This window comes from Curtobacterium sp. NPDC092190, assembly GCF_044755625.1.
Lineage (GTDB): Bacteria > Actinomycetota > Actinomycetes > Actinomycetales > Microbacteriaceae > Curtobacterium.
The window spans coordinates 176,996-201,468 of sequence record NZ_JBIVRJ010000004.1 but is presented as its reverse complement, the minus strand read 5'-3'; the positions used below and the strand labels follow the sequence as shown (position 1 = coordinate 201,468).

Sequence of the window (24,473 nt, the reverse complement as noted above, 5' to 3'; positions counted from 1 at the left end):
GGCGTCCGGTACCAGCCGGGTCCGCCCTCGTCGAAAGGCACCCGTGCGTCTCCGAGCCCTCCTCGCCACCGTCGTCGTCGCAGCGCTCGCGCCCGTCCTGTTCGTCGCCGGACCGGCATCGGCCCACGACGTGCTGGTCGCGTCCGACCCGGTGGCCGACGCGACGGTCGCGGGTGACCTGGACCGCATCACCCTGACCCTCTCCGAACCGCCGCTCAGCGGCCTGCAGACCGGCATCGTGATCAGCGTCACCGACGCCCAGGACGCCGAGCACACGTCCGGCGAGGTCACGGTCGAGGGCAACACCATCGGCAAGGACCTCGACATCTCCGAAGCGGGGTCGTACTCGGTGCGGTGGCGGAGCGTCTCCGTCGACGGGCACCCGATCTCCGGCGAGTACCGGTTCGCGTCGAGCGGCCCGGCAGCGCTCGACTCCTCGACGACCTCGGGCATCGCGGAGACGCCGACCCCGACCGCTGCTGCGTCCTCCGCAGCGCCGACCGCGACGGCGACGGCGGACGCCGCGTCCGGCACCTCCGACGAGGTGTCGGCCACCCAGGCGGCCGCCGCCCCGGTCGACCACCGACACCACACGATCCTGCTGCTGATCGTCGCGCTGGTCGTCGTCGTGTTCGCCGGCGTCGTCGGCGTCCGCGCCCTGCTGGCCCGTCGGAACGGTGTCCCCGCCGCGGGACCGGACGTCGAGGACGGCACCGCCGGGCACGACTCCGGCGAGCACGGCACGGTCGGGCACGGCACGGACGAGGGCGGCGCACGGCGGTGACCCGGGCGGCGCAGGTCCCGCTGGCCGACGCTGCCCGCGCGGCGCTCGCCGCCGTCGCCGGTCCCGACGCCGCCCCGTTCGTGCCCGCGATGCCGAGCACGCCGGACCCCCGGGCGGCGGCCGTGCTCATGCTCTTCGGTGTGCTCGACCGCACCCCGAGCACACGCCCCGCCGTCGCCGACGCCGTGCACCGTGACCTCGACGTCCTGCTGCTCGCCCGCGCCTCGACCCTCCGCTCGCACCCGGGCGAGATCGCGTTCCCCGGCGGGCGCATCGACCCGGACGACGTCGACGCGCCCGCTGCGGCCCTGCGGGAGGCCCGCGAGGAGACCGGGCTCGACCCGTCCGGTGTCGAGGTCCTCGGCGCACTGCCCGCCGTACCGCTCGCGCACTCGAACCACCTGGTGCGGCCCGTGCTCGGGTGGTGGCGCGAACCGACGCCCGTGCGGGTCGTCGACGAGCGGGAGTCCGCCGCCGTCTTCCGGACGCCCGTGGCCGACCTGCTCGACCCGGCGAACCGCGGGGTGACCGTCCTCCGCCGCGGCGGCCGGGAGTGGCGGGGGCCGGCCTTCACGGTACGGTCGGACCACGGCGTGCACACGCTCTGGGGGTTCACGGCGATGCTGCTCGACGCGCTCTTCGACCGGCTCGGCTGGACGGAGCCGTGGGACGCGGCGCACGAGCTCCCGCTCCCTGCGCACCGAAGGACCTGACCCCTGCTCTCCACCCTGCTCGTCGAGGTGCCCTGGCTCGCCTTCGGCGTCCTCGTCCCGGTGGTGTTCCTGGCCGGGCTGCGCACCGGCCGGCCACTGCTGACGGCGGCTGCCGGCATCGGCCTGTCCGCCGGTATCGAGGCGGTGCAGGCGTTCGTGCTCGGCATCGGCCGGGCCTGCGACACGAGCGACCTGGTCACGAACGGCATCGGCGCGGTGATCGGCGGCCTGCTCGCGGCAGCGGCGCTCGGGCTCGTGCGACGCCGGGCCACGCGACGTCGCTGACCGGACGTCGTAGGGTCTGGGCATGACCGTCGTCGCCCTGGTGCTCGCCGCCCTCGCCGCGCTCCTGCACGTCTGGATCTTCGTGCTCGAGTCCGTCCTCTGGACCACCCCGCGTGCGCGGAACACCTTCGGCACCTCCGAGCAGGAGGCCGCGGCCACACGCTCGCTCGCGTTCAACCAGGGCTTCTACAACCTGTTCCTCGCCGTGCTCGTCCTGGTCGGCATCGTCGTCGTCGCGTCCGGTGGCACCGCCGTCGGCCTGACCCTCGTCGTCGCCGGCACCGGGAGCATGCTGGCCGCCGCGCTGGTGCTGTTCACGAGCGACGCGACGAAGCGCCGTGCCGCCACCACGCAGGGCGCGCTGCCGCTCCTCGCGCTGCTCCTGCTCGGGATCGCCGCGCTGGTCTGAGTGAGCGGTCGCGGCGCTGGTCTAGAGCAGCTCGGCGAGCAGGGCCTCGACCCGGCGGCGGACCTCGTCGCGCACCGGGCGCACCTGGTCGATCGGCAGGCCGGCCGGGTCGGTGAGCGCCCAGTCCTCGTATCGCTTGCCCGGGAAGACCGGGCACGCGTCCCCACAGCCCATCGTCACGACGACGTCCGCCTGGTGCACCGCGTCGGTGGTCAGGACGGCGGGCTGCTCCCCCGCGATGTCGATGCCCTCCTCGGCCATCGCCTGCACCGCGACGGCGTTGATGCGGTCGGCGGGCTCCGACCCGGCGGAGAAGACGTCGACGCGGTCGCCGCCGAGGTGCCGGAGCCACCCCGCTGCCATCTGCGAGCGGCCGGCGTTGTGGACGCAGACGAACAGGACGGCGGGCTTCTGGTCGGGCACGGTGACTCCGGGGGTCGTCGGGACGGGGTGGGGTCATCCTGCCGCACCGAGGTGGACGAACGGGCCCGGCGGCGGACGGGAGGCCCGTGGCGGGCCGGCACCGTGCCTCCCGACCGTCCCGTGGCGCGTCCAGATCGTGACCCACCCGAGCGGGTGCGGTAGCGTCCGCGGGGTGATCGTGTGGATCAACGGCACCCACGGAGCCGGCAAGACGACGACGGCCCGCCTGCTGCAGCCGATGCTGCCCGACGCCCACGTGCTCGACCCGGAGAAGATCGGCGAGGTCCTGATGGACGTCCGACCGGCGCTGCCCGACCACGGGGACTTCCAGCACTGGGCCCCGTGGCGCCCCCTCGTCGTCGAGACCGCGCGACGGGTGCTCGACCACATCGGCGGCACCCTCGTCATGCCGCAGACCGTGCTGGTCGAGGCCTACTGGCGGGAGATCGCCGACGGGTTCGCGCAGCACGGGATCCCGGTGCGGCACGTCGTCCTGCACGCCGATCAGGACACCCTGCGCCGACGGATCGAGGACGACGCCGTCGTCGGCTACTCGACCTTCCGGATGAGCCGCCTCGCCCCGTACGCCGAGGCGGCGGACGGCTGGCTGCACGAGGCCGCCGAGGTCGTGTCGACCGTCGGACGCACGCCCGAGCAGGTCGCCCGCGCCATCGCGGACGGTCAGCCCACGGCGGTCCCGACGAGCCCGACCGCCGCGGGCTGACAGCGGGGACACCACCAGACGCGTCGGGGCGCTGAGCCGACCACCTCGACGTCGTCGCGGGCGCGCACCCGCGTGCCGCAGCGCAGGCACGGTCGCCCGGCCCGCCCGACGACCCAGTGGCGCTCCCCACGACGGAGCACCCCCGTCGTCACCTGGTAGGCGTCCGGTGTCGTCGCCGAGTGGCGGAGCATCCGCTGCGCGGTGTCGAGCAGGGTCCCGACGTCGACCGTGCCGATCGGTCGGTCCGGGTGCAGCCCGCGGACGAAGCCGAGCTCGTTCGCCCAGAGGTTGCCGAGCCCGGCCACGCGCCGCTGGTCGAGCAGGACCGTGCGCACGGGCAGGTCCGGGTCGGCCGTGCAGCGTCGGACGGCCTCGTCGCGGTCGAAGTCCTCGTGGAGCAGGTCCGGTCCGAGGTGTCCGACCGCCAGGTACTCGTCGCGGGTGGGGAGCAGCTCGACCACGGGCAGCGCGATCCCCCACACCGTCCGTCCGTCGTCGAGGGCCATGCGCACCCGGGCGTCCTGCGCGGCGCGGACCGGCAGCCGCTTCCCCGCACCCGTCGTGGTCCACGAACCGGTCATCCGCATGTGGGTGTGGAGAGTCGTGCCGTCGTCGAACCGCGTGAGCAGGTGCTTGCCGTGCGTGGCGTGCTCGACGATGCATCGACCGCCGAGCGGGGTGCCGGCGTCGGCGCCGCCGCGGAGCTCGCCGCGGGCGACCAGGGCCCCGTCGACGGCACGGAGTCGAGCTGCCAGGCGGTGGACGGAGTCACCCTCGGGCATGCCCTCACGCTAGGCGGGGCCACCGACAGCGTCGGCGTCCCTCAGGCCGCGGCGGCGTGCTCCCGGAGTGCCGGACAGTGCTCGGGCGTCGGGTGCTCGGTGATCGCGATGACCTCGTCGAGCCGGTCGCGGGCGGTCTCGAGCTCCGCGAGCTGTGCGGTGATCCGGTCGCGCTCGGCGACCAGCAGCGCGAAGGACTCCGGCGTCGCCACCCCCGCGTCGACGCACGGCAGCAGCTGCACGATGGTCCGGCTCGGGAGTCCGGCGGCGAAGAGCTGCTGCACGAGCTGCACCCGTTCGACGGACGCCGCCGCGTAGGACCGCTGGCCACCCGCGGTCCGCTCCGCGCTGAGCAACCCCTGCTCCTCGTAGTACCGCAGCGAGCGCACGCTCGCACCCGTCGCCGCAGCGAGGTCACCGATCCGCACGTCGTCTCCGATCCACACTTGCACCTGACACCGATGTGAGGTCCTACCGTAGCCGAGCCGCCGCGGGAAGTGCCCGCCCGGCAGGAGGACACCATGGACATCGCCGGATCCGTCGCACTCGTCACCGGGTCGAACCGGGGCATCGGCCGCCGCTTCGTCACCCAGCTGCTCGAGCGCGGCGCGACCAAGGTCTACGCGACCGCTCGCCGCCCCGAGCTCGTCGACATCGACGGCGTCGAGGTGCTGCCGCTCGACATCACCGACGAGACGTCGGTCGCCGCTGCGGCTGCCGCCGCGCAGGACGTCACGCTGCTCGTCAACAACGCCGGGATCGCCGGGACCGGCTCGCTCCTGCGCGACGACCTCGCCGACGCGCACCGGCTGCTCGACACCCACCTCTGGGGCACCCTGTCGATGCTGCGGGCCTTCGCACCCGTCATCGAACGCAACGGTGGTGGCGCGGTGGTCAACGTGCTCTCCGCGCTCTCCTGGTTCGCGTACCCGGGGTCGGGTGCCTACGGGGTGGCGAAGGCCGCGGAGTGGAACATGACGAACGCGGTCCGGCTCGAGCTGCGCGACGCCGGGATCACGGTCCAGGGGCTGCACCTCGGTGCGGCCGACACCGACATGATGGCCGGGTACGACGGCCACATGACCGACCCGGCCGACGTCGCACGCGCGTCGCTCGACGGGGTCGAGCAGGGGCTCGCGGAGGTCGTCGTCGACGAGTGGAGCGCGATGGTCAAGGCGTCGCTCCAGCAGACGCCGGACGTGCTCGCGGCGCAGCTGGGCTGACGGCAAGACGGACGGGAGGCGCGGTGCCAGCCGCCACCGCGCCTCCCGTCCGTCACCCGGTCGCGTCAGGACCCGGGCCGCTCCTCCGGTCGGCCAGCGGACGTCTCCGCGGGTGCCGGGTCGAGGGTCGCGTCGACACCGGGGTCCGCCGAGACCGTGTCCGTGTGGGCGACCGGGGTGTCCGAGGTCGCCGTGCCGCCCCCGTTCGGCTCCGACTCCACCCGGCCGCGCAGTCGGCGGCGCAGCGCGCGGAGCGGGCCACCCCCGGCGGTCCGTTGCGCGGGGGCCTCGACCTCGAGGCCGTAGTAGGCGCCGACGTGCTCGAGCAGCACCTCGCGCTCGGCCCGGTCGTAGGCACGGCGCTCCCGTCGGAAGGCGATCACCATCGACCAGCAGGTCAGCAGCAGCACCACGCTGAAGGGCAGCGCCGTCGTGATCGCCGCGGTCTTCAGCGCGTCGAGCCCGCCGGTCAGGAGCAGGGCGATGGCGAGCAGGGCGGTCACGAGTGCGAAGAACACCCGGAGCCAGTTCTTCGGCTCGAGGTCACCGCCCGAGGCGATCATCGCCATCACGAGGGACCCTGAGTCGGACGAGGTGACGAAGAAGATGCCGATGAGGATGATCGCGCCGAAGGTCAGCACGACACCGGCGGGCAGGTCCTGGAGCAGACCGAACAGTGCCCCCTCGACGTCGACGGTGCCGTCGGCTCCGACCAGACCGCCCCGGCCCGAGACCTCGCGGTTGATCGCCGCACCACCCAGCACCGAGAACCACAGGAAGGTCAGCAGGGTGGGGACGAGCAGCACGCCGAAGACGAACTCGCGCACCGTACGGCCCTTCGACACCCGGGCGATGAAGATCCCGACGAACGGGGCCCACGACATCCACCAGCCCCAGTAGAACGTGGTCCAGGCGCCCTGCCACTGTTCGCCGGCGGCACCCTGCTGGGCGGTGACGTTGAAGGACAGGCCGACGACGTTCTGCAGGTACGCGCCGATCGACTGCACGAAGTCGCGGAGCAGGTACTGGGTCGGTCCGACGATCAGGACGAACACGAGCAGCGCGGCGGCGAGCAGCAGGTTGACGTTCGACAGGATCTTCATGCCCTTCGCCACACCCGTGACGAGCGACACGATGGTCAGCGCGGTGATCACGGCGATGATCGCGATCTGGCTGACGGTGCTGCTCTCCGCGATGCCCGCGCTCTCGAGGCCGGCGCCGATCTGCAGCACACCGAGGCCGAGCGACGTCGCGACGCCGAACAGCGTGCCGATGAGCGCCACGACGTCGATGACGTTCCCCCAGCCGCCGCGGACGCGGTTGCCGAGCAGGGGTTCGAGGGCCCACCGGATCGACACCGGTCGGCCGCGGCGGTGGATCGCGTACGCCAGGGCCATGCCGAGGACGACGTAGATCGCCCAGGCGTGCAGGCCCCAGTGCAGGAAGGTCTGGGTCATGGCCTCCTGGGCCAGGTGCTGCTCCGACCCGGAGACACCGGGACGCGGATCGGCGAAGTGGCTGAGCGGTTCGGAGACGCCGTAGAAGACGAGGCCGATGCCCATGCCGGCGGCGAAGAGCAGCGAGAACCACGACCGCGTGCTGAACTCCGGCTCGTCCTGGTCCTTGCCGAGCTTGATGTCGCCGTACCGGCTGAAGCCGACGAAGAGCGCGAACGCGACGAAGAACGCCGCCGCCAGCACGTAGTACCAGCTGAAGTTCCGCACGATGCCGGCCTGCAGGGTGGTGAAGACGGCCTCCGCCGATGCCGGAGCGACCAGCGTCCAGGCCACGAACGCGAGCACGATGACGGCGGCGGGCCAGAAGACCCAGCGGGAGAGCCCCGGCGTGGTCCGGACGGGCTCTCCGGGGCGGAGTTGGTCGGCGGCGGGTGCGGGTGGTCTCGTCGTGGCCATCCGTCCATGGTGCCCGACGACCTGTGGGACCGTTCAGCCAGGCGTACCCGGACCGCGGTCGGCGTGGTGCGGGCGCATCGTCGCGACGAGTCCGCGCCGCGGCTGGGACGCCTGCTGCTCGAGCCGATCGGCCAGCCTGTCGGCGGCACGCTCGACGAGCGGCTGCCCGGCGCCGTAGTGGCCGACGGTCGCGAAGAGGCCCGCCACGAGGTCCTCCGGTGCCGGCCAGTGCTGCAGGACCCGCGGCGCTCCGTCCGGTCCGAGCAGTGCCGTGACGGCCGCCCGGTCCCGCCAGAGCGGCACCAGGACGGGCGTCGCCATGTCCAGGGCGCTGACCGCGGTGTACGGGTCGTTCGATCCGGAAGCGAGCCCGCGGACGGCGATCTCGACCAGCTGCTGCAGGGCGAACTCGACGTCCTGCACGGGCGTCCTGGCGGTGCCGAGGACCACCGCGGCGCGCAGCGTCCGAGCGGTGGCGGTGTCGACCGTCGGCCTGCTGCCCCCGTCCGCGCGGACGCGGACGACGACGTCGCCCTGGATCACGTACCGGCCCGGGGTCGCGACGACGTCGACCAGACGGTCGTTGCGGCCCGCCCAGGCCGTCAGGGCCCGCCACTCCACCGACTGCACGGAGCCGTCGGCCGCAGCCCGGACCGCGGACCACCCGTCCTCGGGCACGACGACGGGGGCGATCGTCCGTCGATCGTCGTCGCCGTCCCGGTAGGCCTCGTCGACCGCTGCACGCAGGTCGGTCTGCACCTGCCGCTGCAGCGACGTGATCTGCGTGCTCGACGCGATGTGGTGGATGAAGAAGACGAGCACGCCCACGTCGAGCACGGCGAGCAGGACCGCGACGTGGATCGCGACGACGGGGACGAACGGGTCGCCGTCGTCGACGTCGGTGTGCACCGTCCGCAGCACGACCATCGCGTAGAGGAACGTCGACGTGAACGCCGCGAGCACGAGCTGGTTCGCCCGGTCGGCCGTGAAGTTCCGCACGAGCCGCGGGCCGTACGTCGAGGACGTGGTGGCGAGGACCGAGATCGTGATCGAGAACGACGTCCCGGCGACCGTGAGCATCGCCGTGCCGATCGTCGTCAGGATCGACCGACCGCCCCCGGCGCTCAGCGCGTCGAGGAACGGCACCGCGGGGACCCGCCCGTCGAGGACCTCGCGGTCGAGGGTGACGAGCAGCTGCGCGGCGACGATCGCCACCACACCGAGCACGGCCGGCAGGAACCAGAAGGACTCCCGGATGCGGACGAGGAGAGCGTGCATGGACTGGTCCGTTCGTCCCGGTGGTCAGGAGTCTCGCGACGTTTCGGTGACGGGGCCCCCGATCCGTCGGAGGTGGACGCGCCGCACGAGCCGGATGACCAGCTCGTGGTCCCCGATCTCCAGCGTGAGCGACCGGGGGGCGTCCGCCACGCGGTCAGCCCCGGAGGAAGTCGGCGATCGCCGTGTCGCCGCCGTTGAAGCGGATGGTCCGACCGGCCGTCGACGGGTCCTCGAGCACGTCCGCGACCACGTGGGCCACGTCACCGCGCGGGACCTGCGACGCCGAGCCGTCCCAGTCGACCGAGCCGGTCGGCTCGTCGTCGGTCAGGGTGCTCGGCGCGACGACCGTCCACTGCAGCCCGGAGTCCCGGAGCACGGCGTCGGCGATCATCTTCGACTGCGCGTACGCGAAGAAGTCCTGGTCCTGGGGGATCCCGTGGTCGAGCTTCGACCCGGACCACGAGACCATCACGTAGCGGTCGACCCCGGCCTGCGCGGCGCCCTGCACGGACAGGACGGCGGCGTCGCGGTCGATCGCCCAGGTGCGGTCCGCGGAACCGCCGCCGGCACCGGCCGACCAGACGACGGCGTCGTGCCCGCGGACCAGGTCGGCGAAGTCGGTGAGCGACTGCTCCTGCACGTCGGCGACCCGGGGCTCGCCGCCGTGGGCGCGCACCTCGTCCTGCTGGTCGGGGTCGCGGATCACGGAGGTCACGCGGTGCCCGCGCTCGGTGAGGATCCGGGTGGCGAGGAGCGCGACCTTGCCGTGGCCGCCGAACAGGATGACGTTGCTCATGGCCCGGACGGTACGCGGTGCGGCTCGGAAGGGCGGGAGCGGGTCCGTCCCCCAGCGCCCGGCGAGTACCGTCCGGTGCGACACGACGGGAGAACCGATGAGCAAGCACGACGAGCAGCACACCCTGGTCCGCACCCTGGCACTCGGGTTCCTCAGCGGTGGACGGAGCAGCACCCCGCTGGCCGTCCTCGCGCTGAACCACGACAACAAGGCCGTCAAGGGCGACTGGCAGCAGTGGAAGGCCTTCAGCTCGCCGCTCGGCCGCGGCCTGCTCGTCGCGTCCGCCATCGGCGAGCTCGTCGGCGACAAGTCCCCGAAGGCCCCCGCCCGCATCTCGCCGCTCGGCCTGGTCGGCCGCATCGGTGCCGGTGCGTTCGCGGGTGCGGCGCTCGGGACGACCGGTCGGCGGGACCTCCGACTCGAGGGCGCGATCCTCGGAGGCGTCGGCGCGATCGTCGGCAGCTTCGCCGGGTGGGCCGCCCGCAAGCTCCTCAGCAGCTCCGGCCTGCCCGACCCGGTCGGCGCGCTCGCCGAGGACGCGGCGGTCATCGCCGGCTCCGTCAAGGTGGTCAGCGGGTCCTGACCGGACCGACACCGGACGGGAGGCACCTGGCGGACCCGCCACGCGCCTCCCGTCCGTCCGGTGTCCGGTCCGTCGCCGTCCCGCCCGCCGGGGAGCACCGGCAGGGCCTGCCGCACACGGGGACGCGCGCCTAGCGTGGCCCGCATGGACATCGTCGTCATCGGAGCCACCGGCCACATCGGCACCTTCCTGGTCCCCCGCCTCGTGCGCGCCGGGCACCACGTCAGGGTCGTGACGCGCGGCACCAGCAGCCCGTACGCGGAGGCTCCCGAGTGGGAGCAGGTCGAGCGGATCACCGCCGACCGCGAGCAGGAGGACCGGGACGGCACGTTCGGCGACCGGATCGCCGCTCTCGGCGCCGACGCCGTGGTCGACCTCGTCTGCTTCACGCTCGGGTCGGCCGAGCAGCTCGTCCGGGCGCTCCGCGGCAGCCGGACCCACCTGGTCCACTGCGGGTCGATCTGGCGCGCCGGCGTCTCGCACGTCCTGCCGATCACCGAGGAGACCGCCACGCCGCCCTTCGGCGAGTACGGCACGCAGAAGGACGCCATCGCCCGGATGCTCCTGCAGGAGACCGCCGACGGCGGGGTCGTCACGACGTCGATCCACCCCGGGCACATCAGCGGTCCGGGCTGGATGCCGATCGGTCCGCTCGGCAACCTCGACCCCACGGTGGTCGAACGGCTCGCCGCGGGCGAGGTCGTCGAGGTCCCGGGCCTCGGCGCGGAGTCGATGGCCCACGTGCACGCCGACGACGTCGCGCAGCTGTTCCAGCTCGCGGTCGAGCAGCGGGACGCCGCCACCGGGCAGGACTTCTTCGCGACCGCCCCGACGGCGCTCACGGTGCGCGGGTACGCCCACCTGGTCGCGTCGTGGGCCGGCCGGGAGGCACGGCTCGAGTCCGTCGACTGGGACCGGTTCCGGCAGACCACGGCTCCGGAGCACGCCGACGCGAGCTGGGAGCACCTGTCCCGCAGCCAGGTGTTCAGCACCGAGAAGCCGCGGCGGGTCCTCGGGTACGCACCGGCGTACACGGCGTCGGCGACGGTGCGCGATGCGCTGCGGTGGCAGGCGGAGCACGGCGACCTCGACGTGCCGGAGTCGTTCCGCCCCTGATCCCGCGGCGCGCCGACGTCAGCCCGGGCGCTCGGCCCTCAGTCCGCCTCGGTGAGCGGCACGGACAGGATCCGGTCGTCGCCGTCGCGTGGGTCGCCGCGGCCGTCGGTGTTGTTCGTCACGAACCAGAGGGTGTCGTCGGGGCCGGGCAGCACCGTGCGGATGCGCCCGTGCTCGCCCGGGAAGTACACCGTCGAGCTCGACGGGTCGGAGACCGGGACGGCGCGGACGGACTCCCCCTTGAGGTTCGCGACGAACACGGTGTCGCCGATCACGGTCAGCCCGCTCGGCGAGGCCTCGTCCGTCGACCACTGCTGCACCGGGTCGACGAACCCGCGGTCCTCGCCGCCGGTGCCCTCGACCTCGGGCCACCCGTGGTTCCCCCCTGGCTCGATGACGTTGAGCTCGTCCCAGCGGTTCTCCCCGAACTCCGCGGCGAACATCGTGCCGTCCTCGGCCCAACCCATGCCCTGCACGTTCCGGTGCCCGAGCGACCACACCGGCGAACCGTCGAGCGGGTTGTCGTCGGGTACCTGGCCGTCCGGGGTCAGCCGCAGGATCTTGCCCGCCAGGGAGCCGCGGTCCTGCGCCTCGGACCGCTGCCCCGCGTCGCCGACGCTCGCGTAGAGCATGTCGTCGGGGCCGAACGCGATGCGCCCGCCGTCGTGGAAGGTGTTCGCGGGCAGCCCGTCGATGACCGTCGTCACCGCACCGAGCCGGTACGAGCCGGTGTCCCCGGTCAGGTCGTACCGCTGGATCCGGTTGCCGTCGTCGGCGGTCGAGTAGACGAACAGGTCTCCGTCGTGCAGGGCGAGGCCGAGGAGTCCGCCCTCGCCGCCGTGCCGGACCCCGTCGACGGTCCCGACCTCTCGCGTCGACCCGTCCGCGCGGAGTTCGAGCACGCGCGCCGAGTCCCGCTCGCTGACGAACGCGTCGCCGTCGTCGCCGACGGGGACCACCGACCACGGCGCCTCGAGGCCCGAGACGACGTCCGTGGTCCGGCCGTCCGGCGCCAGCTGGCCGGCAGCGAGGTCGGCGGGCGGGCTCGCGGTGCTGCCCTGCCCGGCGGGGTCGCCCGGACCGGTCGGCGCGCGGTCGTCCGAACAGGCGGTCAGGCCGAGGGCTGCCACGGCGGCCAACCCGAGGGCGGACCAGGTGCGGCGGCTGCGGCGTGTGCGGGTGGTGTCCACGGTGATCCTCCCGGGTCGTGCCCCGAGTCCACACGGCCCCGTCGGGAAACGGCTGGGGGTTCCCGGCGGAACCCCTCACCGCTGCGCGCCGCGGCCTACCGTCGGCGCCACACCCACGGAAGGACCACCGCATGACCACCATCGCCATCGTCGGCGCCGGCAAGGGCCTCGGGCTCGCCGTCGCGGACCGCTTCGGCCGCGAGGGCTTCGACGTCGCCCTGATCTCCCGCAACCAGGACCGGCTCGACGCACTCGCCGCCGAGCTCCGGTCGTCGGGGTACCGCGCGCAGGGCTTCGCCGCGAACGTCCGCGACGGGGACTCGCTCCGCGCCGCGCTCGAGGCCGCCACCGAACAGCTCGGCCCGATCGAGGTGCTGCAGTACAGCCCGCTGCCCGCGAAGGAGTACATGCGCCCGGTGCTCGAGACCACCGCCGAGGACCTGGTCGGCCCGGTCGAGTTCTCGGTCTACGGCTCGGTGAACGCCGTGCGCCAGGTGCTCCCGGGCATGCGGGCGATCGGGACGGGCACGATCCTCTTCGTCAACGGCGGCAGCGCGGTCCGACCCGGCGCCCGGGTGACGGGCACGTCGGTCGCGTTCGCGGGCGAGAGCGCCTACGCGCAGCTCCTCCACGACGCGGTGGCCGACGAGCACGTGCACGTCGGTCAGCTGATCATCCCGTTCGGCATCGACGACGGACAGGACGACCACTCGTCGGCTGCGGTCGCCGAGCGGCTCTGGAGCATCCACACCGAGCGCGGGGACTTCCGGACCTACGCCGAGCCGCTGCCGGAGTGAGCGACGACGGACGGGCGCGGCCCGCTGAGCGGTGACGCGCCAGCGTCACGCGGGCCGCGCCGACCGAGCCTGCGAGGGAGGCCCGTGGCGGGATCGCCACGGGCCTCCGTCCGCCGCACGGTGCGTCGCTGCGCCCGAGCCGGCAGCGTCAGCGCGCGGTGCGCTCGATCGCGTCGGCCATCGCCGCGGCGACCGAACGGTTCGCCTCGGCCGTCGGGTGGATGCCGTCCGGCGTCGTCCCCGCCACGTAGGCTCCGTCGGCCGCCCGGAGCGAGCGGAACGGGTCGACGAACGCCCACCCGTGGACGTCGGCATCCGCGTGCAGCGCATCGGTCAGGACGATCTGACCCGAGCGACGGTCGGCACCCCACCGGCTCCACGTCCAGTCGGAGGGCGGACCGGCGACGACGAGGACCCGCGCCGCACCGACCTTGCGGACGATCGCGTCCACACCGGCGATCGTCCGGTCGAGCGGGACGGCCTGGTTGACGTCGTTCGTGCCGACCTCGACCACGAGCACGCGCGCCTGCGGGACCGGACCGATCTCCGCGAGGACCTGGTCGGCACGGTACCCGCTGTGCGCGTAGCCACCGACGGCGCGCAGCCGGTCGTCGGACTCCAGCTCGTGCAGCCACGAGTCGGGTCGGGCGGTGATCGAGTCGCCGGCGTACGCGAACGGCACGGCGTCCGGCAGCGCCGGGGTGCTGAGCGCTCCGGAGACCACCTGGTCCGGCGTGCTCGGACGAGCGAGGTCCGTGGTGCCGCGTTCGACGCGGGTGTCGGCTGCTGCGGCGACGGGGCGGTCCTCGGCGCTCGCCGTGTGGGGTGCGGCGACGACGAAGACGCCGGCCCCGACGAGGCAGACTGCGGAGACGATGCTCGCGACGACGGCGAGACGGGTGGTGCGGGTCACGGGTACAGGTATCCTCCGGATCGCCCGCCGGGACCAGGCCCCAGACCTGGGGAACGCGCAGCGTCGCTGAGGGTCCTCGCGGCCGTTCTCAGGTTCGGGCTCACGGGGCACGGCGCACCACCGGGCGGGAGCTGCGTCCGGCGGTCGCCCAGGTGCCCGCCGTCACGACGAGCGGGAGGCCGAGGGCGAGCAGCGCCAGCACCGGCCAGTCCGCCACGAACGGCAGGTGCGTGGTCCCCGTCGGGCCGCCGTCGAACCGCAGGGTGAGCGCCCGGATCGGCAGCAACCCGAGCAGCGTGCCGACGACCGCGCCGACCGTGGTGAGGATCGCCGCCTGCCACGCCGACACGCGGCGCCGCAGGACCGGTTCCGCCCCGATCGCGTCGAGCACCTCGTCGTCCCGGCGTCCGTCGGAGCGGGCGAGCCCGACCGCGACGGCGGTGGCACCGATCGTGACGGCGGCGGCCAGTGCGAGGACGAGGGCCTGCACGGCGGCCTGGTCGTCGACCGGACCGCGCTCGTAGGCGAAGCCCGGACCACCCCACCGTTCCCGGTCAGCGCCGCCACCGCTCTGCCACGCGGACGACAGCGCGTCGTACTGCGCCGGGGTCAGGTCCTGCGGCAGGTGCATCGCGAGCAGGCCGTCGACCAGCGGGACCCCGTGGGCCGCTGCCGTGTCCCGGGTCATGAAGACCCCGACCTTGATCCGTGGCGTCTGCACGTCGACGACGGCCGGGATCGTCGTCGAGGCATCGGGGCGGGTGTCCTCGAGCTGCGCGGTGTCGTCGATCGTGCGGTTCCGGAAGGTGTCGATGCGGACCGCTCCGTCGCGGACGTACTCGGGCCAGAGCGACACGGCCTCGCCGTCCTCGAGCGCCCGTCGGACCTCGGCGGACGGACGGTGCCCGGTGAGCAGGGCGTAGTCGTCGACCGTCCCCGCCGCGATGTGCGGCTCGCCGCTCCCGACGCTCTGCAGGAACTCGGCGCAACCGGTCGTGTCGTACGTCTGGCAGTCCCGCTGCACGAAGTCGTGCGGCGTGGTGATCGTGGTCGGACCCTTCCCCGGATCCTCGCGGTCCACGGCGAGCACGTGCAGCCGGACGCCGTCCAACGCTCCGGAGAGCACGCGCGCTGCCCGGTCGGTGACGGCGGCGTCGTACCCGTCGCTGTACCCGTCGCGGTCGGTCAGCGAGACGTTCGCGGTCGCGACCCCGACGGCGGTCGTGTACTCGTACCCCCGGACGAAGCGGGCGTGCTCCGAGGCGCTCCACGTGATCACGACCGAGGCGACGAACACGACGCTCATCACGCTCGCGAGCACCGGGACCGTGCGGACCGGGTTGCGTCGAGCGTCCCGCGCGGCGATCCGGGCGGACAGGCCGAGGCGCGCCGAGAGCCGTGCGACGCCGGCCAGGACCCACGGCGACGCGAGGGCCACACCGAGCTGCACCAGGCACGGCCCGAGCGCGACCCCGACACCGGCGAGCACGGCCCACCGGTCCTGCTGCACGGGTCGGTCGTTGAGCAGGAGCACGCCGACGCCGCACGCCAGTGTCATCGCCGTCCCGCTGACGACCAGCACGGGGACCCAGGTCCGCCGCCGCCGTTCCGCTCGGGGACGGGGTGCAGCGGGGCGCAGGGACCCGCGGAGGGCCGCGAGGACGTCGATCCTGGTCGCTGCACGTGCCGCGACCAGGGCCGCCACGAGCCCGGCGACGACGGCGACCGCCGCGATCGTGACGAGGGCGAGTGCCGGCACGTGCAGCCCCGGCCAGGTCCCGACGTTGCCGTCGTCGAGCAGGTGGAACGCCAGCACACCGATCCCGGTGCCCAGGGCCGTCCCGAGCACGGCGCCGACGAGACCGAGCACCAGCCCGGAGCCGGCGACGACCGCCCGCACGAAGCCGCGCTCACCGCCGAGGCTCGTGACGATCGCGTACGTGCGGGTGTCCGCCCGGGTGCCGACCAGGAACGCGGCACCGGCGAGCAGTGCGACCTCGAAGGCGGCGAACACCCCGACCAGCGCCAGGGCACCGAGGTACGCGTTCACGGTCGTCCCGGTCGGGACGCCCTCGAGTCGGTCCGCCGGCGGGTCGAGCACGACCGGACGGGACTCGACGACGATCCCGTGCGCGTTGAGCGCGCGGATCTCCGACCACGTCGGGGCGACCTCGGGCAGGTACACGGTCGTGTCCGACCCACCCCGCTGCACGGAGTACGGGAGCTCGGCCGGCAGGGACCCGGGCGGCAGGAACACCCCCTGGGCACCCGGGCCTGAGGCGGCGTCGCGCATGGTGCCCGTGACGGTGAACCGCTCGCGGACCGGATCGGTCACCGTCAGGGTGTCGCCGACGGACAGGTGGAGGCGCTCGAGCGTCGCGGGGGTCAGCATCGCCTGGTCGGGGGAGGTCGGTGCACGGCCGGACAGCACGTGCCAGTGTCCGTCGAGGGCGGGCGACCACGTCGCTCCCTCGTCCGCGGAGACGGCGACGGGGACCCCCGGGCCGGCGACGACGACCTGCGTGGTCCGGACCGGGATCGCCTCGGCTCCCGCCGGCACGTGGTCGAGCAGGTCGGCCCAGGGGGAGTCCTCGTCCGCCCTCGTCACCGGGCTGTCCCGCGCCGAGTCGGTCAGCTGCCACTGCAGGGGGTCCTGCCGCATCCCGGGCAGGTCCGGGCCGGACAGGCGCATCTGGGCGGCTGCGTGGCCGAGGTCGTACCGGAGTTGCTCCTGCACGGTGGGCAGTGTGGACTGGATCACCACGGCCGCCGCCGCGAACCCCGCGGTGGGGATGCCGATGAGCGACACGATCAGCACCGCGCGGCCGATCTTCGCGAAGGCCAGGCGGCGACCGAGTCGGAGCGCCGGCCAGAGCCTCACGAGGCTGCTCGGCCGACGAGCGACTCGACGCCGGCGTAGACCGTCTCGTCGACGACCCGACCGTCGCGCAGGAAGACGACCCGGTCCGCCCAGGCGGCGTGCCGTGCGTCGTGCGTCACGAGCAGGGCGCCCGCTCCGTTGTCGACGTGCCGGCGGAGCATCCGGAGCACCACCTCGCCGGTCTGCGAGTCGAGCGCACCGGTCGGCTCGTCCGCCAGCACCAGTCGCCGGTCACCGACGACGCCACGGGCGATGGCGACGCGTTGCTGCTGCCCGCCGGACAGGTCGTCGGGGAAGGCGTCGGCGCGGTCACCGAGCTCGACGTTCTCGAGCGCGAGTTCGGCCGCGCGGCGGGCCTTGCTCGCCTTCCACCCGTCGAGCTCGAGCGGGAGGGCGACGTTCTCGACCGCCGTGAGGGACGGGATGAGGTTGAAGTCCTGGAACACGAACCCCACGAGGCGTCGGCGCAGCGCCGCGAGCTCCCGCGCCGGGCGGTCGGAGACCCACTCGCCGCCGATGCGCACCTCGCCGCTGGTCGGCGGCAGCAGCGTTCCGGCACACGCGAGGAGGGTCGACTTGCCGGACCCGGAGGTCCCCATCACGGCGACCATCTCTCCTCGTCGGATCGTCAGGTCGACACCCGCCAGTGCGGTTACGGACCTTTCACCGGAGCCGTACTGGACGCTGACGGCATCCAGGGTGAGGAGCGCCTCGGTGTCGACGGCGCTCATCGGACGCCCTCGTGTGCCGTGTCGGCGATGGACTCGACCGGTGCCTTCGGTAGATGTGCCGCCGACGGCATGTACCGCGCGACGGAACTCTCCACGTGGTCGAGCCACCGGACCTCGGCCTCGGCCTGGAAGACCATCGACTCGAGGACGAGGGACCACGCCAGGTCCTCCGCCGGGTCGGCGGAGCGCTTCAGCCGCGTCAGGTCCTGCAGTGCATGCATCGCCGAGGCGCGCTGCACCTGCACCAGTCGAGGGACGTCGATGCCGGGGACCGTGACGGCCAGCGCGCACTTGATCGCGAGCTCGTCGCGACCGCGCTTCGCGGGCACCGGCTCGCTGAACCAGCGTGCGACCTCCTCGCGGCCCGCGTCGGTCGCCGTGTAGACGACGTGTCCGTCGTCGTCGGCGTCGCCGCGGGCCACGAGTCCGTCCCGTTCGAGACGGTCGAGCGTCGTGTAGACCTGGCCGATGTTGAGCGGCCAGCTCCCCCCGGTGCGGTGCTCGAACTCCCCCCGGAGCTGGTACCCGTACCCGGGTCCTCCCACCAGCAGCGCGAGTACGCCCATCTTGACGCTCATCGTGACTCCCCCGCCTCGGTCCCTCTCGGACATACCGAGTATGCACATACCGGGTAGCCCCCGACAAGCCCAGACGGGTCACGAAGTGGTCACGAGACGTGACGGGAGGCCCGTGGCGGTGTCGCCACGGGCCTCCCGTCCGGTGCCTGGTGGGGTCACTCCCCCAGCTTCGACAGCTCCGCGAACTCCTCGTCCGTGAGCTCGATCGTCGCGCCCTGCATGTTGTCCTCGAGGTGGTCGACGCTCGAGGTGCCCGGGATCGGCAGCATCACGGGCGAGCGCTTCAGCAGCCACGCGAGCGCGAGTTGTGCCGGCGTGGCGCCCTTGCGCTGCGCGATCTCGGTGAGCGGCGAGTCCTCGCCGGTCAGTCCACCGGTCGCGAGCGGGAACCACGGGATGAAGCCGATGCCCTGCTCCTCGGACCAGTCGAGGAGCTCCTCGGCGTCGCGCTTCTGCAGGTTGTAGAGGTTCTGGACGGTGACGATCTCGGCGTGCTCCTGCGCGGCCTTCACGTCGTCGACGGAGACCTCGGACAGGCCGATGTGGCGGATCTTGCCCTCGTCCTGCAGCTTCTTCAGCTCGCCGATCTGGTCCTCGAGCGGGACCTTCGGGTCGATGCGGTGCAGCTGGAACAGGTCGATGCGCTCGAGGCCGAGGCGGCGGAGGCTCATCTCGGCCTCCTGGCGGAGGTACTCCGGGCGGCCGACCGGCGGCCACTCGTTCGGGCCGGTGCGGGTCAGGCCGGCCTTGGTCGCGATGACGATGTCGTCGCCGTAGGGGTGCAGGGCTTCACGGAGCAGCTCCTCGGCGACGTACGGGCCGTAGGAGTCGGCCGTGTCGAAGAAGTCGACGCCGAGGTCGACCGCGCGCTTGAGGACACGGACGGCCTCGTCGTGGTCCTTCGGTGGCCCCCAGACGCCCGGGCCGGTGAGCTGCATGGTGCCGTAGCCCAGGCGGTGGACCTCGAGGTCACCGCCGATGCGGAACGTGCCCGAGGCGGCGGCAGGACGGTTCGTGGTGTCGGTACCAGTGGTCATGACCCCGGTCTACGCCCGTGGAGTGACCCGTTGCTGGATCGGTGTCCCCCTGGCGCGTGCGACGGGCAGCGCGGGCGCCCTGGTCAGCGACCCGGGCGTGGGTACGGCGTCTCGCCGGTCGCGAGCCCGGCGACGAGCTTCGCGATCCGGTTCGCCCGTGCGGAGACGCTCGGTGCCGTGACGACCCGGTGCAGCACGGCGTACCGGTTCGTCGCGTCGAGCTCGGCGAACAGCGCGGCCGCAGCGGGTGCGGCGTCGAGCGCGGCCCGCAGGTCGTCGGGCACGGTGGCGGTCGCCGCTCCGGCGTAGGCGCGGTCCCACCGTCCGTCGCCCTTCGCGCGGTCGACCTCGGCGCGACCGCGTGGGCGCATGCGGCCGGCGTCCTCGAGTGCCGCGACGAGCCCGATGTTGCGCTGGGACCAGAGCGACGCCCGGCGGCGCGGGGTGAAGCGCTGCCGGAAGGTCGCCGTGTCCCGGCCGCGCTTCTGCCCGTCGATCCACCCCGAGCACAGGGCCTCGTCGAGCGCCTGGTCGTACGTCAGCGACGTCGGCTCCGTCGTGCCCTTCTTGGCGAGCACCAGCCAGACGCCGTCGGGATCGTCCTCGTGCTCGTCGAGCCAGGCACGCCAGGCGGCTGCGTCGGGGAGCACCAGGTCGTCGTCGTCCACGCCGTCATCGTAGGACGGGCACCGCGGCCGCGGGCGGACCGGTCAGCGAACGCCGCCGCCGCTGCTGATCCGCACGGCGTCGGCCCACTCGTGCACCCAGCCGGGCAGCGTGAGGTCACGCGCCGCGCCGCCCGCCGCGGCCACCACGTCGTCGGGTGTCACCTGGCCGCCCTCGCGCCGCAGGAACCGTGCCTGGACGACCGCCCGAGCGACGACCGCGCCCTGCCGGACGAAGGTCTGCTCCATGTACACGGCGCGCTCGTCGACGCCGAGCACCCGGGTGTGCAGGGTGAAACGTTCCCCGAGCGTCAGGGAGCGCTTGTACGTGATCGTCTGCGCAGCGACGACGGCGTACCAGCCGCGGCGGGCGGACTCCTGCCAGAAGCCGGACCCGTACAGCAGGTCGTAGCGGCCGAGGTCCATCAGCGTCAGGTACCGGCCGTTGTTCACGTGCCGCAGCGTGTCCAGGTCCGTCGGCAGCACGCGGAAGGGCGTGCGGGCCTCGTCCCACAGCGAGGGGCGCCGCCCCGGTCGCAGGGCGGCCAGCCGGAGGCGCAGACCGAGGAGGAAGAGCCGGAGGTACAGGTTCACGGGTCGATCACACCAGTGCCGGGCTGTGCGTCCGATCCCGTTGGAGGAACCGCACGAGCGCGTCCGGTGTCGAGTGCAACACCGTGCAGCGGAACCTGCAACCGCCTGGTCGGGGCGGTTCAGCCGAGCGGGCCGCCCCCGGCGCCGCTGATCCCCGGGTGCGCCGACTTCGCCACGCCTTCGATGATCGCGTGCTCCCCGGATGCCTCGGACATCGCGCGCTCCCCGACGCGCGGGTCGACGGGCTCCAGGTGCGCCAGGGCCTTCCGACGCCGGGCGTTCTGCACCTCGAGCACGACGAGCAGGGCGCCGACGACCACCACGAGGCCGATGACGATCCAGACCACGGTCATGACGTTCCCCTTCCGTCGCGGACACTGTCCGTGCCCTCAGCGTAGCCGTGCCGGTACCTCCCTGACGAGGTGCCGGCAGGAGTAGACCTGCACCCATGCAGACACGCAAGCTCGCAGACCTCGAGGTCGGTTCCGTCGGCCTCGGCACCATGGGCATGAGCGCCTTCTACACGGGCGCCGGCACCGACGACGACGAGTCGATCCGCACGATCCACCGCGCGATCGACCTCGGCGTCACGCTCTTCGACACCGCCGAGGCCTACGGCCCGTACACGAACGAGGAGCTCCTCCGTCGTGCCCTCGGCGACCGCCGCGACCAGGTCGTGATCGCCACCAAGTTCGGCCTCTACCGGCACGAGGCCGGCGAGCAGACCCCCACGCAGCAGCGCGGCATCTCCAGCGCGACCGAGTCCGTCCGCGAGGCGCTCGAGGGCTCGCTCCGCCGCCTCGGCACCGACCACATCGACCTCTACTACCAGCACCGCGTCGACCCGGCCGTCCCGATCGAGGACGTGGTCGGACAGCTCGCCGGCTTCGTGCAGGAGGGCAAGATCCGCCACATCGGGCTCTCCGAGGCGAGCGCCGCCACGATCCGCAGGGCGCACGCCGTGCACCCGATCACCGCGCTCCAGAGCGAGTACTCGCTGTGGACGCGCGACCCGGAGGGCGACGTGCTCGACACCCTCCGCGAGCTCGGCATCGGCCTGGTGCCGTACTCGCCCCTCGGCCGCGGCTTCCTGACCGGCGCCATCACCAAGCCGTCCGACCTGGACGAGGACGACTTCCGCCGCCAGAACCCCCGCTTCGCGGAGGAGGCGTTCGCCGAGAACATGCGGATCGTCGACGCCGTCACGGCGATCGCCGACGAGGTCGGCGCGAAGCCCGGGCAGGTGGCGCTCGCCTGGCTGCTCGCGCAGGGCGACGACGTCGTGCCGATCCCCGGCACCAAGCGGGTCTCGCGGCTCGAGGAGAACGTGGGCGCCGCCGACGTGACGCTCTCCGCCGACCAGCTCGCGCGCCTGTCGGCGCTGCCCGTGCCGACCGGTGACCGGTACCCCGACATGTCGTCCATCGGTCGCTGACGCGACCACGAGACGGACGGGAGGCGCGATGTCGGCCGACACCGCGCCTCCCGTCCGTCACGGTGTCGGCGGTCACTCCGGAACGCGCGTTCCGGGGCGGCGGTGCGTGATGCGCGCGACCCGTGCTCGTCACGGGGCGGAAACAGGGGCTCCCTAGCGTCGAGGTGACACGTGACCGGCACCGCGACGGGGGCACCATGACCAGCACGACACCACCACGCACGACCACCGGACCGGACGGGGTGGACACGGTCCCGCCGCTCGGTCGGCTCCTGCCGCTGGGCCTGCAGCACGTCCTGGCGATGTACGCCGGGGCGGTCGCCGTCCCGCTCATCGTCGGTGGGGCGCTCGGGTTCGACCGGGCCGACCTGGCCTTCCTGATCAGCGCCGACCTGTTCGTCGCCGGGCTGGCGACCATCGTGCAGTCCGTCGGCTTCTGGCGCTTCGGGGTCCGCCTGCCACTCGTGCAGGGCGTGACCTTCGCCGCCGTCGGTCCGATGATCGCGATCGGCAGTGCGCACGGCATCACCGCGGTCTACGGGGCGACGATCGCCTGCGGGGTGTTCATGGTGCTCGTGGCGCCGTGGTTCTCGCAGCTCGTGCGGCTGTTCCCGCCGATCGTCACCGGCACCGTGATCCTGATCATCGGCGTCTCGCTCACGAGCGTCGCCGCCGGGTGGATCACCGACGGTGGGGAGGACGGCGCTGCCGATCCGCTCGACGTGGCCTTCGCGGCCGGCGTGCTGCTGGCCGTCGTGCTCGTCGAGCGCTTCGCACCGCGCGGGCTGGCCCGGGTCTCGGTGCTGTTCGGGCTCGTCCTCGGCACCGTCGCGGCGCTGTTCGTCCCCGGCATGGTCGACGGGTCGGGGATCGGTGACGCCGCCTGGTTCGCCGTCGTCACGCCGTTCCACTTCGGGCTGCCGACGTTCGACCTCGCGTCGATCGTGTCGATGCTCGTCGTCGGGCTCGTCATCATGACCGAGACCACGGGGGACATGGTGGCCGTCGGCGAGGTCGTCGACCGTCCGGTGTCGCGCCGCACGCTGGCCGACGGACTGCGGGCCGACGGCCTCGGCACCGTGCTCGGCGGGGTCTTCAACACGTTCCCGTACACGGCGTTCGCGCAGAACGTCGGGCTGGTGGCCCTGACCGGGGTGCGCTCCCGGTACGTGGCGACGGCCGCCGGCGGCATGCTCGTCGTGCTCGGACTCGTGCCGAAGGTCGCAGCGGTCGTCGAGGCGGTGCCGCACGCGGTGCTCGGCGGTGCCGGGGTCGCCCTGTTCGGCATGGTCGCGGCGAGCGGCATCCGGACGCTCTCCAAGGTGCGGTTCGACAACCGGAACGTGCTCGTCGTGGCGCTGCCGCTCGCGATCGCGCTGCTGCCGACCGTCGCGCCGGAGATCTACGGGGCGTTCCCGACGTGGTTCACGCTCGTGTTCGACTCGGGCATCTCGGCCGGAGCGATCGCCGCGATCCTGCTCAACCTGCTGCTCGGGTCGCGCGGGCTGCGGGAGCGCTACGGCGCCGACCCCGCCGTGGGGTCGTACGACGCGGTGCGCTCGACGGCGCCGGTCGCGACGGTCGGCGACGGCCGGTCCTGACGCGCGGCGCGCCGCGCGGGCGTGCCGCCGCCGCGCGCGCCGCCGCCGCGCCGGGCGCGCCGCCGCCGCGCCGCGCCGCCGCCGCGCCGCGCCGCCGCGGCTCCCGCGAGACTCGGCTCCGCGGACACGTTCGCGGTCGTGGGACCACGAACGTGTCCGCCTGGGCGAGACTCGGCGCCGGGCGCCGGGCGACCGCCTGGTCAGCTGCCGCGGTAGGTGCTGTGGGCGAAGGGGCTGAGCAGCAGCGGCACGTGCAGGTGGTCGGTCCCGGTCACCGTGAACGCGACGACGACGTACGGGTGGAACGTCGGGACCCCGGCGGCGCGGTGGTGGGCGCCGGTGTCGAACCGCAGCTCCAGGTCCCCACGGGGCAGCACGTCCGGCCCGAGCCCCGCACGCCCGTCCGCGTCCGTCTCCCCCGTGGCCAGGACCTCGCCCTCGGGGGTGCGCAGTGTCAGCGCGACACCGACGGCCGGGGTGCCGGTGCGGGCGTCGAGCACGTGCGTGGTCAGGTGCGGGACGCCGAAGGTCGCTCGGATCCGGTGCACGGCGATGTCGGCCAGGGCAGCGGTGGCCTCGGTCACCTCGGCGTCCGGCTCCCCCGCGAGGCGCCGCTCGAGCTCGGCGAGGAGTTCCTCCGGCGTCCGCCCGGCGGCACGCACGAGGAACACCCGGCCGAACCGGTCCTCGTACGCGGCGTTCCCGCGGGCGATGGCCGCTGCGACGTCGTCCGCCGCCGTCGCCATCGCGCCCTGCTCGCGGGCCGACGACGCCTCGGTGGTGCGCTCGCCGATGCGGGGGTGCTCGGCGAGGGCGGTGTCGAGGTCCGCCGCGGTCCACTGCGCCGCCGCCTCGGTGGCCGCTGCGACCAGGGCCGGCACGGTGCGGAACGGTCGAGCGGCCACCAGGGCGTCGGCCCACGCCGTCACCGCTGCCCAGTGCAGGGCGGTCCGTCGGGCGTCGTCGGCGGGGGCGGAGTCGAAGTCGCGGAGGTCCACCCGCCACACCCTAGGGACCGCGCG

The 24,473-nt window shown here is 73.6% G+C and carries 27 protein-coding genes and 1 pseudogene; 11 read left to right on the top strand and 17 right to left on the bottom strand.

What is annotated here, in order from left to right; all coding sequences use genetic code 11:
• Positions 1–43 precede the first annotated feature (43 nt).
• The 4 genes from ACIQFY_RS11580 to ACIQFY_RS11565 are packed head-to-tail and all read left to right on the top strand — an operon-like array spanning position 44 to position 2,191.
• A complete protein-coding gene (locus ACIQFY_RS11580; protein ID WP_400340167.1) occupies positions 44–784 on the top strand; it encodes a copper resistance protein CopC in 741 nt (246 codons plus the stop codon).
• Complete coding sequence (locus tag ACIQFY_RS11575) at positions 781–1,497, top strand: NUDIX hydrolase (protein ID WP_400340165.1); 717 nt, start codon at positions 781–783, stop codon at positions 1,495–1,497. The genes ACIQFY_RS11580 and ACIQFY_RS11575 overlap by 4 nt, the downstream gene beginning before the upstream one ends.
• A gap of 27 nt (positions 1,498–1,524) precedes the next feature.
• Positions 1,525–1,782 (top strand): VanZ family protein, encoded by a 258-nt coding sequence (locus ACIQFY_RS11570; RefSeq protein WP_400340163.1) that lies wholly within the window; start codon positions 1,525–1,527, stop codon positions 1,780–1,782.
• Between the two features lie 22 nt (positions 1,783–1,804).
• The gene (locus tag ACIQFY_RS11565) at positions 1,805–2,191 is read left to right on the top strand and encodes a DUF1304 domain-containing protein (protein ID WP_209684815.1); all 387 of its coding nucleotides are present in this window, start codon (positions 1,805–1,807) and stop codon (positions 2,189–2,191) included.
• Between the two features lie 21 nt (positions 2,192–2,212).
• On the opposite strand, the gene ACIQFY_RS11560 is transcribed toward ACIQFY_RS11565, so the two are convergent.
• On the bottom strand, positions 2,213–2,614 hold the full coding sequence (locus ACIQFY_RS11560; RefSeq protein WP_400340161.1) for an arsenate reductase ArsC: 402 nt from the start codon (positions 2,612–2,614) through the stop codon (positions 2,213–2,215).
• Positions 2,615–2,786: 172 nt separating this feature from the next.
• On the opposite strand from ACIQFY_RS11560, the gene ACIQFY_RS11555 reads away from it, so the two are divergent.
• Positions 2,787–3,338 carry an AAA family ATPase gene (locus ACIQFY_RS11555; RefSeq protein ID WP_400340160.1) on the top strand — a complete coding sequence of 184 codons (552 nt, stop codon included), beginning with the start codon at positions 2,787–2,789 and terminating at the stop codon, positions 3,336–3,338.
• On the opposite strand, the gene ACIQFY_RS11550 is transcribed toward ACIQFY_RS11555, so the two are convergent.
• On the bottom strand, positions 3,296–4,120 hold the full coding sequence (locus ACIQFY_RS11550) for a DNA-formamidopyrimidine glycosylase family protein (RefSeq protein WP_400340158.1): 825 nt from the start codon (positions 4,118–4,120) through the stop codon (positions 3,296–3,298). The two genes, ACIQFY_RS11555 and ACIQFY_RS11550, sit on opposite strands and share 43 nt — an antisense overlap.
• A gap of 41 nt (positions 4,121–4,161) precedes the next feature.
• Entirely contained in the window at positions 4,162–4,572 is a 411-nt protein-coding gene (locus ACIQFY_RS11545; protein WP_400340156.1) for a MerR family transcriptional regulator, read from the bottom strand.
• Positions 4,573–4,641: 69 nt separating this feature from the next.
• Between ACIQFY_RS11545 and ACIQFY_RS11540 the strand changes: the two genes are divergently transcribed.
• The gene (locus ACIQFY_RS11540) at positions 4,642–5,343 is read left to right on the top strand and encodes an SDR family oxidoreductase (RefSeq protein ID WP_400340155.1); all 702 of its coding nucleotides are present in this window, start codon (positions 4,642–4,644) and stop codon (positions 5,341–5,343) included.
• A gap of 65 nt (positions 5,344–5,408) precedes the next feature.
• Here the strand turns inward: ACIQFY_RS11540 and ACIQFY_RS11535 are convergent, their stop codons facing one another.
• The 3 genes from ACIQFY_RS11535 to ACIQFY_RS11525 form a co-directional block, all read right to left on the bottom strand.
• The gene (locus ACIQFY_RS11535; RefSeq protein ID WP_326495943.1) at positions 5,409–7,256 is read right to left on the bottom strand and encodes a BCCT family transporter; all 1,848 of its coding nucleotides are present in this window, start codon (positions 7,254–7,256) and stop codon (positions 5,409–5,411) included.
• Between the two features lie 33 nt (positions 7,257–7,289).
• Positions 7,290–8,534, bottom strand: a complete 1,245-nt coding sequence (locus ACIQFY_RS11530) for a DUF2254 domain-containing protein (RefSeq protein WP_400340153.1) — start codon at positions 8,532–8,534, stop codon at positions 7,290–7,292.
• 154 nt (positions 8,535–8,688) lie between these two features.
• Complete coding sequence (locus ACIQFY_RS11525) at positions 8,689–9,330, bottom strand: SDR family oxidoreductase (protein ID WP_066657413.1); 642 nt, start codon at positions 9,328–9,330, stop codon at positions 8,689–8,691.
• Positions 9,331–9,427: 97 nt separating this feature from the next.
• Here ACIQFY_RS11525 and ACIQFY_RS11520 point away from each other — a divergent pair, with 97 nt between their 5' ends.
• Positions 9,428–9,913: a DUF4126 family protein gene (locus tag ACIQFY_RS11520; protein WP_066657411.1), complete on the top strand. Its 486-nt coding sequence runs from the start codon at positions 9,428–9,430 to the stop codon at positions 9,911–9,913.
• 144 nt (positions 9,914–10,057) lie between these two features.
• Positions 10,058–11,029 (top strand): NAD(P)-dependent oxidoreductase, encoded by a 972-nt coding sequence (locus ACIQFY_RS11515; RefSeq protein WP_311205626.1) that lies wholly within the window; start codon positions 10,058–10,060, stop codon positions 11,027–11,029.
• Between the two features lie 38 nt (positions 11,030–11,067).
• Here the strand turns inward: ACIQFY_RS11515 and ACIQFY_RS11510 are convergent, their stop codons facing one another.
• Positions 11,068–12,219 carry a PQQ-dependent sugar dehydrogenase gene (locus tag ACIQFY_RS11510; RefSeq protein WP_400340152.1) on the bottom strand — a complete coding sequence of 384 codons (1,152 nt, stop codon included), beginning with the start codon at positions 12,217–12,219 and terminating at the stop codon, positions 11,068–11,070.
• A 131-nt stretch (positions 12,220–12,350) separates the two neighbouring features.
• Here ACIQFY_RS11510 and ACIQFY_RS11505 point away from each other — a divergent pair, with 131 nt between their 5' ends.
• The gene (locus ACIQFY_RS11505; protein ID WP_251155611.1) at positions 12,351–13,016 is read left to right on the top strand and encodes an SDR family oxidoreductase; all 666 of its coding nucleotides are present in this window, start codon (positions 12,351–12,353) and stop codon (positions 13,014–13,016) included.
• Between the two features lie 148 nt (positions 13,017–13,164).
• On the opposite strand, the gene ACIQFY_RS11500 is transcribed toward ACIQFY_RS11505, so the two are convergent.
• From ACIQFY_RS11500 to ACIQFY_RS11465, 8 genes are all read right to left on the bottom strand, one after another.
• Positions 13,165–13,929: an SGNH/GDSL hydrolase family protein gene (locus ACIQFY_RS11500; RefSeq protein ID WP_400340150.1), complete on the bottom strand. Its 765-nt coding sequence runs from the start codon at positions 13,927–13,929 to the stop codon at positions 13,165–13,167.
• Positions 13,930–14,029: 100 nt separating this feature from the next.
• Positions 14,030–16,810, bottom strand: a complete 2,781-nt coding sequence (locus ACIQFY_RS11495) for a hypothetical protein (RefSeq protein ID WP_400340149.1) — start codon at positions 16,808–16,810, stop codon at positions 14,030–14,032.
• Positions 16,807–17,541 (bottom strand): ABC transporter ATP-binding protein, encoded by a 735-nt coding sequence (locus ACIQFY_RS11490; protein WP_400340147.1) that lies wholly within the window; start codon positions 17,539–17,541, stop codon positions 16,807–16,809. Before ACIQFY_RS11490 ends, ACIQFY_RS11495 begins: the two co-directional genes overlap by 4 nt.
• A complete protein-coding gene (locus ACIQFY_RS11485; RefSeq protein ID WP_400340145.1) occupies positions 17,538–18,119 on the bottom strand; it encodes a PadR family transcriptional regulator in 582 nt (193 codons plus the stop codon). Before ACIQFY_RS11485 ends, ACIQFY_RS11490 begins: the two co-directional genes overlap by 4 nt.
• Before the next feature lie 155 nt (positions 18,120–18,274).
• Entirely contained in the window at positions 18,275–19,156 is an 882-nt protein-coding gene (locus tag ACIQFY_RS11480) for an aldo/keto reductase (protein WP_251155606.1), read from the bottom strand.
• An 83-nt stretch (positions 19,157–19,239) separates the two neighbouring features.
• Complete coding sequence (locus ACIQFY_RS11475) at positions 19,240–19,824, bottom strand: YdeI family protein (RefSeq protein WP_066657359.1); 585 nt, start codon at positions 19,822–19,824, stop codon at positions 19,240–19,242.
• Between the two features lie 42 nt (positions 19,825–19,866).
• Positions 19,867–20,415 carry an acyl-CoA thioesterase gene (locus ACIQFY_RS11470; protein ID WP_400340143.1) on the bottom strand — a complete coding sequence of 183 codons (549 nt, stop codon included), beginning with the start codon at positions 20,413–20,415 and terminating at the stop codon, positions 19,867–19,869.
• 119 nt (positions 20,416–20,534) lie between these two features.
• On the bottom strand, positions 20,535–20,768 hold the full coding sequence (locus ACIQFY_RS11465; RefSeq protein WP_400340141.1) for a hypothetical protein: 234 nt from the start codon (positions 20,766–20,768) through the stop codon (positions 20,535–20,537).
• Between the two features lie 95 nt (positions 20,769–20,863).
• On the opposite strand from ACIQFY_RS11465, the gene ACIQFY_RS11460 reads away from it, so the two are divergent.
• Together ACIQFY_RS11460 and ACIQFY_RS11455 are read left to right on the top strand one after the other, a co-directional pair.
• Positions 20,864–21,850: an aldo/keto reductase gene (locus ACIQFY_RS11460; protein WP_400340139.1), complete on the top strand. Its 987-nt coding sequence runs from the start codon at positions 20,864–20,866 to the stop codon at positions 21,848–21,850.
• A 197-nt stretch (positions 21,851–22,047) separates the two neighbouring features.
• On the top strand, positions 22,048–23,451 hold the full coding sequence (locus ACIQFY_RS11455) for a nucleobase:cation symporter-2 family protein (RefSeq protein WP_400340137.1): 1,404 nt from the start codon (positions 22,048–22,050) through the stop codon (positions 23,449–23,451).
• A gap of 200 nt (positions 23,452–23,651) precedes the next feature.
• Here ACIQFY_RS11455 and uraH read toward each other — a convergent pair whose 3' ends face one another.
• Both uraH and uraD read right to left on the bottom strand, forming a co-directional pair.
• Positions 23,652–23,990 (bottom strand): hydroxyisourate hydrolase, encoded by a 339-nt coding sequence (gene uraH, locus ACIQFY_RS11450; protein WP_251160700.1) that lies wholly within the window; start codon positions 23,988–23,990, stop codon positions 23,652–23,654.
• Positions 23,991–24,449, bottom strand: a pseudogene (gene uraD / locus ACIQFY_RS11445) (2-oxo-4-hydroxy-4-carboxy-5-ureidoimidazoline decarboxylase); the annotation flags it as partial.
• Between the last annotated feature and the right edge of the window lie 24 nt (positions 24,450–24,473).

Bases quoted from the DNA above. Each gene is read 5' to 3' on its own strand.
- ACIQFY_RS11565 (WP_209684815.1), top strand. From the start codon at position 1,805: ATGACCGTCGTCGCCCTGGTGCTCGCCGCCCTCGCCGCGCTCCTGCAC.
- ACIQFY_RS11485 (WP_400340145.1), bottom strand. From the start codon at position 18,119: ATGAGCGTCAAGATGGGCGTACTCGCGCTGCTGGTGGGAGGACCCGGG.
- ACIQFY_RS11535 (WP_326495943.1), bottom strand. From the start codon at position 7,256: ATGGCCACGACGAGACCACCCGCACCCGCCGCCGACCAACTCCGCCCC.
- ACIQFY_RS11515 (WP_311205626.1), top strand. From the start codon at position 10,058: ATGGACATCGTCGTCATCGGAGCCACCGGCCACATCGGCACCTTCCTG.
- ACIQFY_RS11525 (WP_066657413.1), bottom strand. From the start codon at position 9,330: ATGAGCAACGTCATCCTGTTCGGCGGCCACGGCAAGGTCGCGCTCCTC.
- ACIQFY_RS11455 (WP_400340137.1), top strand. From the start codon at position 22,048: ATGACCAGCACGACACCACCACGCACGACCACCGGACCGGACGGGGTG.
- ACIQFY_RS11530 (WP_400340153.1), bottom strand. From the start codon at position 8,534: ATGCACGCTCTCCTCGTCCGCATCCGGGAGTCCTTCTGGTTCCTGCCG.
- ACIQFY_RS11505 (WP_251155611.1), top strand. From the start codon at position 12,351: ATGACCACCATCGCCATCGTCGGCGCCGGCAAGGGCCTCGGGCTCGCC.
- ACIQFY_RS11540 (WP_400340155.1), top strand. From the start codon at position 4,642: ATGGACATCGCCGGATCCGTCGCACTCGTCACCGGGTCGAACCGGGGC.
- ACIQFY_RS11465 (WP_400340141.1), bottom strand. From the start codon at position 20,768: ATGACCGTGGTCTGGATCGTCATCGGCCTCGTGGTGGTCGTCGGCGCC.
- ACIQFY_RS11520 (WP_066657411.1), top strand. From the start codon at position 9,428: ATGAGCAAGCACGACGAGCAGCACACCCTGGTCCGCACCCTGGCACTC.
- ACIQFY_RS11490 (WP_400340147.1), bottom strand. From the start codon at position 17,541: ATGAGCGCCGTCGACACCGAGGCGCTCCTCACCCTGGATGCCGTCAGC.
- ACIQFY_RS11460 (WP_400340139.1), top strand. From the start codon at position 20,864: ATGCAGACACGCAAGCTCGCAGACCTCGAGGTCGGTTCCGTCGGCCTC.
- ACIQFY_RS11550 (WP_400340158.1), bottom strand. From the start codon at position 4,120: ATGCCCGAGGGTGACTCCGTCCACCGCCTGGCAGCTCGACTCCGTGCC.
- ACIQFY_RS11480 (WP_251155606.1), bottom strand. From the start codon at position 19,156: ATGACCACTGGTACCGACACCACGAACCGTCCTGCCGCCGCCTCGGGC.